Origin of the sequence: Phenylobacterium sp. (assembly GCF_020402505.1) — a bacterium.
Lineage (GTDB): Bacteria > Pseudomonadota > Alphaproteobacteria > Caulobacterales > Caulobacteraceae > Phenylobacterium.
Genome location: NZ_JADBZL010000039.1, coordinates 24,516 through 32,703 on the forward strand (window position 1 = coordinate 24,516; position 8,188 = coordinate 32,703).

7 protein-coding genes are annotated in these 8,188 nt (G+C 68.5%); 2 read left to right on the plus strand and 5 right to left on the minus strand.

Translation table 11 applies throughout. From position 1 onward, the window contains the following. Nucleotides 1–82 precede the first annotated feature (82 nt). From ribB to IM632_RS03450, 4 genes are all read right to left on the minus strand, one after another. The gene (ribB, locus tag IM632_RS03435; RefSeq protein ID WP_296479797.1) at nucleotides 83–1,228 is read right to left on the minus strand and encodes a 3,4-dihydroxy-2-butanone-4-phosphate synthase; all 1,146 of its coding nucleotides are present in this window, start codon (nucleotides 1,226–1,228) and stop codon (nucleotides 83–85) included. Next, the gene (locus IM632_RS03440; RefSeq protein ID WP_296479796.1) at nucleotides 1,225–1,800 is read right to left on the minus strand and encodes an NAD(P)H-dependent oxidoreductase; all 576 of its coding nucleotides are present in this window, start codon (nucleotides 1,798–1,800) and stop codon (nucleotides 1,225–1,227) included. Before IM632_RS03440 ends, ribB begins: the two co-directional genes overlap by 4 nt. Then, on the minus strand, nucleotides 1,797–3,518 hold the full coding sequence (locus IM632_RS03445) for a class I adenylate-forming enzyme family protein (protein ID WP_296499189.1): 1,722 nt from the start codon (nucleotides 3,516–3,518) through the stop codon (nucleotides 1,797–1,799). The genes IM632_RS03440 and IM632_RS03445 overlap by 4 nt, the downstream gene beginning before the upstream one ends. Nucleotides 3,519–3,675: 157 nt before the next feature. Next, a complete protein-coding gene (locus IM632_RS03450) occupies nucleotides 3,676–5,004 on the minus strand; it encodes an acyl-CoA dehydrogenase family protein (RefSeq protein ID WP_293515243.1) in 1,329 nt (442 codons plus the stop codon). 140 nt (nucleotides 5,005–5,144) lie between these two features. On the opposite strand from IM632_RS03450, the gene IM632_RS03455 reads away from it, so the two are divergent. After that, nucleotides 5,145–6,362: a serine hydrolase domain-containing protein gene (locus IM632_RS03455; RefSeq protein ID WP_296484327.1), complete on the plus strand. Its 1,218-nt coding sequence runs from the start codon at nucleotides 5,145–5,147 to the stop codon at nucleotides 6,360–6,362. A gap of 7 nt (nucleotides 6,363–6,369) precedes the next feature. Here the strand turns inward: IM632_RS03455 and IM632_RS03460 are convergent, their stop codons facing one another. Further along, nucleotides 6,370–7,794: an MATE family efflux transporter gene (locus IM632_RS03460; protein ID WP_296484323.1), complete on the minus strand. Its 1,425-nt coding sequence runs from the start codon at nucleotides 7,792–7,794 to the stop codon at nucleotides 6,370–6,372. A gap of 290 nt (nucleotides 7,795–8,084) precedes the next feature. Here IM632_RS03460 and IM632_RS03465 point away from each other — a divergent pair. Then, on the plus strand, nucleotides 8,085–8,188 hold a 104-nt coding region (locus IM632_RS03465), incomplete at its 3' end, for an NAD-dependent epimerase/dehydratase family protein (protein ID WP_296552011.1).

Genomic DNA, 8,188 nt, shown 5'->3' on the forward strand with positions numbered 1-8,188 from the left:
GTCGGTCTCCTGAAATGACGGCGCCCGACCTTTCGGCCGGGCGCTGCGTAAAGCGCGGGTCTTATACGCCGGAATTCCCGGTTCAGTCGAGGGGGCGGCGCTCCAGGATCCGCAGACCGTATCCGGCTGATCCGGGAAGCACTGTGGCGGAATTGGTCAGCAGGACCATGTCGCGAACGCCGAGGTCAATCAGGATCTGGGCGCCGACCCCGTAATCCCTCAGCACGTTCGCTCCATGATCCACCGCCGGGTCCGCCCCGTAGCGCTCGGACAGCCAGGCGGGATTGGAGTCGCTGATGAAGACCGCGACGCCGGGAGCGTCACTGGCGGCGAGCGTCTCCAGGGCCTTTCGGACATGGCCCGACCGCGCGCCGCCGGCCCCGATGACATCCGCCGCCAGGTCCAGGCGGTGCATGCGCACCAGGGTGGGCCGGTCGGGTTCGATCCGGCCCCGGGTCAGCACCATGTGCTCCGTACGGTCCAGGATGTTGCGGTAGATCACCATCCGGAACCGGCCGCCGAAGGCGCTCTCGACCGGGGTCTCCAGGACACGCTCCACCTGGCGCTCGGTCCGTCGGCGGTAGGCGATGAGGTCGGCGATGGTGCCGATCTTAAGGCCGTGGGTCTGGGCGAAGGCGATCAGGTCCGGCAGGCGGGCCATGGACCCGTCGTCCTTCATGATCTCGCAGATGACCCCCGCCGGGTTCAGGCCGGCCAGCCTTGAAATATCCACCGCGGCCTCGGTATGGCCCGCGCGGACCAGGACGCCGCCATCCCGGGCGACGAGCGGGAAGACATGCCCCGGGGAGACAATCTCATCGGCGCCCTTGGTGGGGTCCACCGCCACGGCGATGGTGTGGGCCCGGTCATGGGCCGAAATGCCCGTGGTGACGCCCTCACGGGCCTCGATGGAAACCGTGAAGGCCGTGCCATGCCCGGACTGGTTGTCGACGGCCATGGGGGGCAGGCGCAGCTGGCGGGCCCGGTACCCGGTGATCGAAAGACAGATCAGGCCGCGGGCGTGCTTGGCCATGAAGTTGATCTGCTCGGGCGTGGCGAACTGGGCGGGGATGATGACATCGCCCTCGTTCTCCCGGTCCTCGGCGTCCACGAGGATGTAGGGCCGCCCGTTCCGGGCGTCCTCGATAATGTCCTCGATCGGGCTGATCGCGGACTGATCCCCCGCTTCCGGCTTCGGGGCGTCAGGAACGAGATAGGGACGCTTCATGACTGCAACCTCATTTTCGCAAACTGGACCACCTGGCCGGCGACGGTGTCGAGCTGCCAGGCGTCACGGTCCTCCAGGGGCCGTCCATCCGGCCCGAAGGAGGCCGAACTGACGCTCATCGCCGCGCCGAAGGGCGTCGGCCAACCGCGCATGGCGTGGACGATGGAGCGCACGGCGGTCAGGGTGGTGCCCGCCGCCTGCGACCCCGCCGCCGTGACGATGACGCCGACCGCCCGGTCGGTGAAGTAGGGACGCGCATCCTCCCGGAGAAGCTCCAGAGTATCCAGGGCGTTCTTCATCACTCCGGAGAGGGAGCCATGATAGCCCGGCGTCGCCAGGATCAGCCCATCGGCGCTCCGGACGAGCTCGGCCAGCTCCGCCTGGCGCGCCGTGGGGCCGCCGGGCCGGGGATCGTAGATGGGAAGTTCGGCCAGGAAGGCGCCGCCGACCAGGCGCGTCCGGGCGCCCTGGGCCTCCGCTGTCGCCAGAGCGGCGCAAAGCGCCCGCTCTGTGGAGGAGCCCTCCCGGGTGGTGCCGCCCAGGCCGACGATGAGGGGCGCGGCGGCGGTCACGCGCTCGCCTCGAACACCGACTTCAGCTCGGTCTTCAGGATCTTGCCGTTGGCGTTGCGCGGCAGGGGCTCGGGCCAGAACCGGATCTCCACGGGGACCTTGAAGGCGGCGAGACGCTCGCGCACCCATTGCTTCAATTCAGCTTCGCCGGCGGTCCCGCCGGGCTTCAGATGCACCACGGCGGCGGGCTCCTCTCCAAGGGTCTTGTGGGGAACTCCGACCAGGGCGGCGTCCATCACATCCGGATGGTCGTAGAGCACGTTCTCGACCTCGACGCAGTAGATGTTCTCGCCGCCGCGGATCAGCATGTCCTTGGCCCGGTCGACGATGAAGAGGAAACCCTCCTCGTCCAGCCGCGCCAGGTCGCCGGTGCGCAGCCAGCCTTCCCGGAAGGTTTCGGCCGTGGCTTCGGGCTTGTTCCAGTAGAGCTTCACCACCTGGGGGCCCTTGACCCAGAGCTCCCCCACCTGACCGACGGGCAGCAGGGTGACGCCGTCGGCGGGGTCCCGGATCTGCATGTCGCCGACGGGCGCGGCGGGGCCGGCGCTGTCGGGCCGGGCCTCATAGTCCTTGCCGGTGTGGCTGGTGAAGGTGGCGGTGGTCTCGGTCATGCCCCAGCCGTTGCCGGGCGCCGAGCCCGGGAAGACCTCGACGATCCGCCGGACCAGCTCCGGCGCCGAGGGTGCGCCGCCGTAGGAGACCGAGACCAGGGAGGACAGGTCGTACTTGGCCCGGGCCGGGTGCTCAATGAGCTGCCAGGCGATGGTGGGTACGCCGCCGGTGGCGTCGATGCGCTCGCGCTCGATAAGCTGCATGGCCTGCTCAGCCTCCCAGCGGCGCATAAGAACGATCTTGCCGCCGGCGTTCATGGTCGGGCCCAGGGTCGCCGACAGACCGGTCGCATGGAAGAGGGGCACCACCAGGAGGGAGCTGCGCTGCGGCAGCTTGTGCGGGTCGCTCTCGGGCAGGGGCTGTCCGGCCCGCAGGAAGTTCCGCGCCGCGGCGATGCCGCTCGTCAGGACGTTGCAGGTCATGTTGCGGTGCGTGCCCAGGGCGCCCTTGGGCCGGCCCGTGGTCCCGGAGGTGTAGAGGATGGTGGCGTCGTCGTCGGGATCAATGGCGACGTCCGGAAGCGGCAGGTCCGGAAGGGCCTTCCAGCTGTTGACCCCCCCGATCACCGTCTCGAGTCGGCGCACGCGGCCCGACGTCTCGACCCCTTCGGGCAGGCGGGCGACGTAGACGCGCTCCAGGTCCGTCAACCCCTCCAGGTGGGGGGCGATGCGCTCCAGTCGTTCGTCGTCGACGATGGCGATCCGGGTCCCGGAGTCGGCCAGGCCGTACTCGAGCTCGGGCCCGGTCCACCAGCCGTTCAGGGGCGTGACGATCGCCCCCGCCAGGACGCCCGCGTAGAAGGCCACCGGCCACTCCGGCAGGTTGCGCATGATGACCGCCACCCGGTCGCCCTTGCGCACGCCGTCGGCCTGCAGCTGGCGGGCCAGGGTGATGGCGGCCCGGGCGAAGGCCTCATAGGTCGCCCGGTCGTCCTCGTAGACCAGAAACTCCCGCGCGCCGAAGGCTCGGGCGTTCAGGAAGATGTCGCGCAGGGTCGGCGGGGCGTTCTTCCAGACCCGCTGGGTCACGCCGCGGATCACCTTCTCCTCCATCTCGAAGCGCTGGCCGGGCGCCGTAAGACGCGCGTGCGCCTCGGCGATCGACATGACAGGCCATTCGGGAGCTGAGTCTGAAGGCATGTTCGGGACCCTGGGGGTGAAGGCGGAACGGCGAGGACCCTGAGGGCCTGACGCCGCGGCGATCAAGTCAAAAAGGAAGGGGGCGCCGCGCAGGACGCCCCCTGGATTGAAGCCCGTCGCCGGCTCAGGCAGAGGCGGCGTCCCGGGCCCTGCGGGCGTACTCTTCCTTCATCTCCGCCAGCTCCTTGGAGAACTTCTCCTGGGCTTCCTCGCGAAGGCGGGGGATGTGGTACTTGGGGAAGAGGTCGTTGTCGGGCCGGTAGTCCTTCAGCACCTGCTTGGCCAGGGTCACCTTGTGCACCTCGGTCGGGCCATCGGCGATGCCCATGACCAGCGAGCTGGTGACCATGTGCATGAAGGGCATCTCGTTCGAGACGCCCAGCGCGCCGTGCAGGTGGGCGGCCTTGGTGGCGATGTCGTTGTAGACCTTGGGCATGGCCACCTTGATGGCGGCGATGTCCTTGCGGACCCTGTTGTAGTCCTTGTGCTTGTCGATCAGCCAGGCCGTCCTCAGCACCAGGAGGCGGAAGCTCTCCAGGGCGATCCAGGAGTCGGCGATCTGTTCCTGGACCATCTGCAGGTCGGCGAGACGCCCGTCCCGGGTGGTGCGGGAGACGGCGCGCTGGCACATCAGGTCCAGGGCGTGCTTGCAGGCGCCCACCGTGCGCATGGCGTGGTGCACCCGGCCGCCGCCCAGGCGAACCTGGGCGATGACGAAGGCCGCGCCACGCTCGCCGAGCAGGGCGTCGTAGGGGACGCGCACGTCCTTGTACTCGACATAGCCCTCATTTCCGCCGCCGATCTCGCCGCCCGCGCCGACCGCGACATTGCGGATGATCCGGACTCCGGGGGTGTCCGTGGGCACCAGGAAGATGGAGGTGCGGCGGTAGGGGTCCTTCGCATCCGGGTCGGTGACGGCGTAGACGACCAGGACCTTCGCCCAGCGGGCGTTGGTCGAGTACCACTTCTCGCCGTTGATGACCCACTCGTCGCCGTCGAGGACGGCGCGGGTGCGGAAGGTCAGGGGGTCGGAGCCGCCGGTCGGCTCCGACATCGAGAAGGCCGAGCGGATCTCGCCGTTCAGGAGCGGCCAGAGGTACTGCTCCTTCTGCTTGTCCGTACCGTAGTGGGCGATGATCTCGGCGTTGCCGGTGTCCGGCGCCTGGCAGCCGAAGATGGTGGGAGCCAGGCCGTTGCGGCCCAGCTTTTCGTTCATGAGTCCCAGTTTCAGCTGGCCATAGCCCTGGCCGCCCAGTTCGGGGCCCAGGTGGCAGGCCCAAAGGCCCTGGGCCTTCACCTTGTCCTGCAGCGGCTTGATGAACTTCTCGCGGCCAAGCGGACCATGTGCGGCCATGCCCAGATGGCTGAGGGGTTCGACCTCCTCGCGCATGAAGTCCTCGATCCAGTCGAGCTTCTTCTGGAATTCAGGATCGGTTTCGAAGTCCCAGGCCATGTCGTTCCTCCCGACCGCCCGACGGCGGCATACTGTTTGTTCAACTATCGGGCCGACGGGCCGAATGCGCAACGCCGGCCTTTGCGAAAAGGGGCCCGGCGCCGCAAGGTCTGCGCAGACTGCAAAGGCAAGGAAACGCCATGACCCGCCCGCAAGCCCTCGGCTTCTCCCCCGCCCGACTGGCCCGTATCGACCGGTTTCTGGAGGAAAAGTACCTGGCGAGCGGGCGACTGCCGTTCGTCCATCTCCAGGTCACGAGAGGCGGCGAACGGGTCCACGAGACCGTCCAGGGCCTGGCGGACCGCGAGCGCGGCCGCGCCGCGACGCGCGAAGACGTGCATCGCATCTATTCCATGACCAAGCCGATCACGAGTCTCGCCTTCATGATGCTGGTGGAGGAGGGCAAGGTCGCCCTGGACGACCCGGTCTCGCGCTTCATTCCCGAGTGGAAGGACCTGGCGGTCTTCTCCGCCGGGACTGGCCCCTACCTGACGACCCCGCCGGCGCGGCCCATGCAGATGGTCGATCTGCTGCGCCACACCTCCGGCCTGACCTATGGCTTCCAGACCCGGACCAATGTGGACGCCGCCTACCGCAAGCTGAAGATCGCCGACGCCCATGGGCCCCTCGACATGCCGGGCTTCGTCGACACCCTGGCCCGCCTGCCGCTGGAGTTCTCGCCCGGCGAGGCCTGGAACTATTCGGTCTCCACCGATGTCCTGGGCGTCCTGGTCGAGCGGATCTCCGGCCAGCGGTTCCAGGACTTCCTCGCCGAGCGCATTCTGGCGCCTCTCGGCATGACAGAGACCGGCTTCAGCGTCCGTGCAGACCAGGCCAAGAGGTTCAGCGCCTGTTACGCGCCCACGCCGGAAGGCGGCCTGACCCTGCAGGACGATCCGGTGACCAGCGCCTACCACCAGACGCCGCGTTTCCACTCCGGCGGCGGCGGTCTGGTCTCCACGGCGGACGACTACATGAAATTCTGCCGGATGCTGGTGAACCACGGGGAGCTAAACGGCCACAGGCTGATCGCGCCGGCGACCCTTCGCCTGATGGCGTCCAACCACCTGCCCGGCGGCCAGGACCTGACCATGCTGTCGAGGTCGCTGTTCTCGGAGGCGACCAACGCCGGGGTCGGGTTCGGCCTGGGCTTCGCGGTCACCTTCGACCCGGTCCGGGCCATGCTGACCTCGAGCCCGGGGGAGTACTACTGGGGCGGCGCAGCCTCCACCGCCTTCTGGATCGATCCGGTCAAGGACATCGCCGTCGTCTTCCTCACCCAGCTCATGGGATCGTCCACCTACCCCATCCGGCGGGAGCTCCGGACCCTGGTCTACGCCGCGCTGATGGAGCCCTGATCGGGGCTCAGGGGGTGTCCACCCGAGGCGGGGCGGGCGCCATGGCCGGCGCAGGTTCCACGCCTCGCGGGGCGAAGGCGGCGAGCAGGCTGGACTTCCGCCAGTTGCCCCACCGATACCAGGCGAAGGCGAGGAGGCAGGAGGCGATCGAGCCCACAGGGAAGCTGATCCAGACGGCGTCGGCGCCCAGGGCGGGCTGGAGCAGGCTGGCCAGCGGGATGCGGATACCCCACATGGCGATGATCATCGAGATCAGCGGCGGCCAGACCGAGCCGGTGGCCCGCACGATGCCCGACAGGATGAAGCTCATGCCGAAGGGAATGAAGCCCCAGAGGACGAAGTAGTTGATGTGCTGGGCGATGGGAATGGATGGGCTGCCCTCCGGCAGGAAGAGGCGCGGCGCCAAGGGACCGGCAACATAGATCAGCAGGATCGGCAGGGCGCTCAGGAGAACGGAGTACCCGATACCCGTCCGGGCCACCCGGTCGACCCGGTCCATGCGCCCCGCCCCGACATTCTGCGCCGCCATGGATGAGACCGCCATGCCCAGCGCCATGGCCGGCATCTGCACATAGGCCCACATCTGCATGGCCACGCCGTAGGCCGCCGCCGTGTTCGACCCGTAGCTGTTGACGAAGCTCGTCATGGTCAGGGCCGCAAAGGACATGATGAACATCTGCAGGCCCATGGGCAGGCCCTTCATGACCAGGGTGCGGATGATGGAGAGGTCCGGGATCAGGTAGCCGAACTCCCCGGGACGGGGGATCAGGATCGAATCCCTGCGGTGCAGCCAGAAGATGATCGCCGCAAGGGTCAGGCCCTGGCAGATCAGGGTGGCCGAGGCGGAGCCGGCGATGCCCATCCGGGGAAAGGGTCCGAAGCCGGTGATCAGCATCGGATTGAGAACCACCTCCATGGAGATGGCCAGGAGGGCGAAATAGAAGGGCGTCCGCGAGTCCCCCGTCCCCCTCTGCGCCATCTGCACGAAGGAGAAGAAGTACATGATGGGGATCGCCATGAAGATGACCCGCAGGTAGGTCGTGGCGTCCGCCCGGGCGTCCGCCGGCGTGCCCATGGCGGCGAGGATTCCCGGCGTGGCCAGGTAGCCTGTCAGTCCGACCATCAGAGAGATGGCCAGGAAGAAGATGATGCAGGTGCCGACGACCCGCTTGGCAAGGTCGCGGTCGCCTGATCCGATCGCCTGCCCGATCAACAGGTTGGCGGACATGGACACGCCGAACATGGCCCCCATCATCAGGAAGAAGACCTGGTTGGCGTTGGTGGTCGCCGTCAGGGCGGCGGGGCCGAGCACATGGCTGACCCAGAAGGCGTTGGAGGTGCCGCTCAGGGACTGGAGGATGTTGGTCCCGAGGACCGGCAGGGCGAAGGTCACGAGGGTCGGCCCGATGGGCCCTGTCGTCAGGTCTGGCATACCCGGGCGCCGGCCGGGGCCGCCGGGGCCGAAGCCACCCGGACCGCCCGGACCTCCGGGACCGCGGGGCGGACCGCCGCCGAACCCGCCCGTGGGGCCTTCGCGCCTGACGACCGCCGCCTCCATGTCCTGGATCTTCCCCGATCTGAGGGCCTGTCTCCTGAGGGGCGACCCTTGCTGCGAGCCCACTGTAGGCCCCGGCGGCGGGCGTCTCAACCCGCCGGGCGGATTCCCTTGACGGTCGAACTCCGCTAGGACGTCAGCCAAGGCATGGGAAGGCAGGTTTCCAGATGAAACTCATCGTCACGGGCGGCGCAGGATTCATCGGCTCGGCCGTGGTGCGCCGGGCCGTCGGCGAGGGGCGGCAGGTGGTGAACCTCGACGCCCTGACCTA

What these genes read in the sequence shown, in the direction of transcription:
- ribB (WP_296479797.1), bottom strand. Translation starts at nt 1,228, where the DNA reads ATGAAGCGTCCCTATCTCGTTCCTGACGCCCCGAAGCCGGAAGCGGGG.
- IM632_RS03445 (WP_296499189.1), bottom strand. Translation starts at nt 3,518, where the DNA reads ATGTCGATCGCCGAGGCGCACGCGCGTCTTACGGCGCCCGGCCAGCGC.
- IM632_RS03450 (WP_293515243.1), bottom strand. Translation starts at nt 5,004, where the DNA reads ATGGCCTGGGACTTCGAAACCGATCCTGAATTCCAGAAGAAGCTCGAC.
- IM632_RS03455 (WP_296484327.1), top strand. Translation starts at nt 5,145, where the DNA reads ATGACCCGCCCGCAAGCCCTCGGCTTCTCCCCCGCCCGACTGGCCCGT.
- IM632_RS03460 (WP_296484323.1), bottom strand. Translation starts at nt 7,794, where the DNA reads ATGCCAGACCTGACGACAGGGCCCATCGGGCCGACCCTCGTGACCTTC.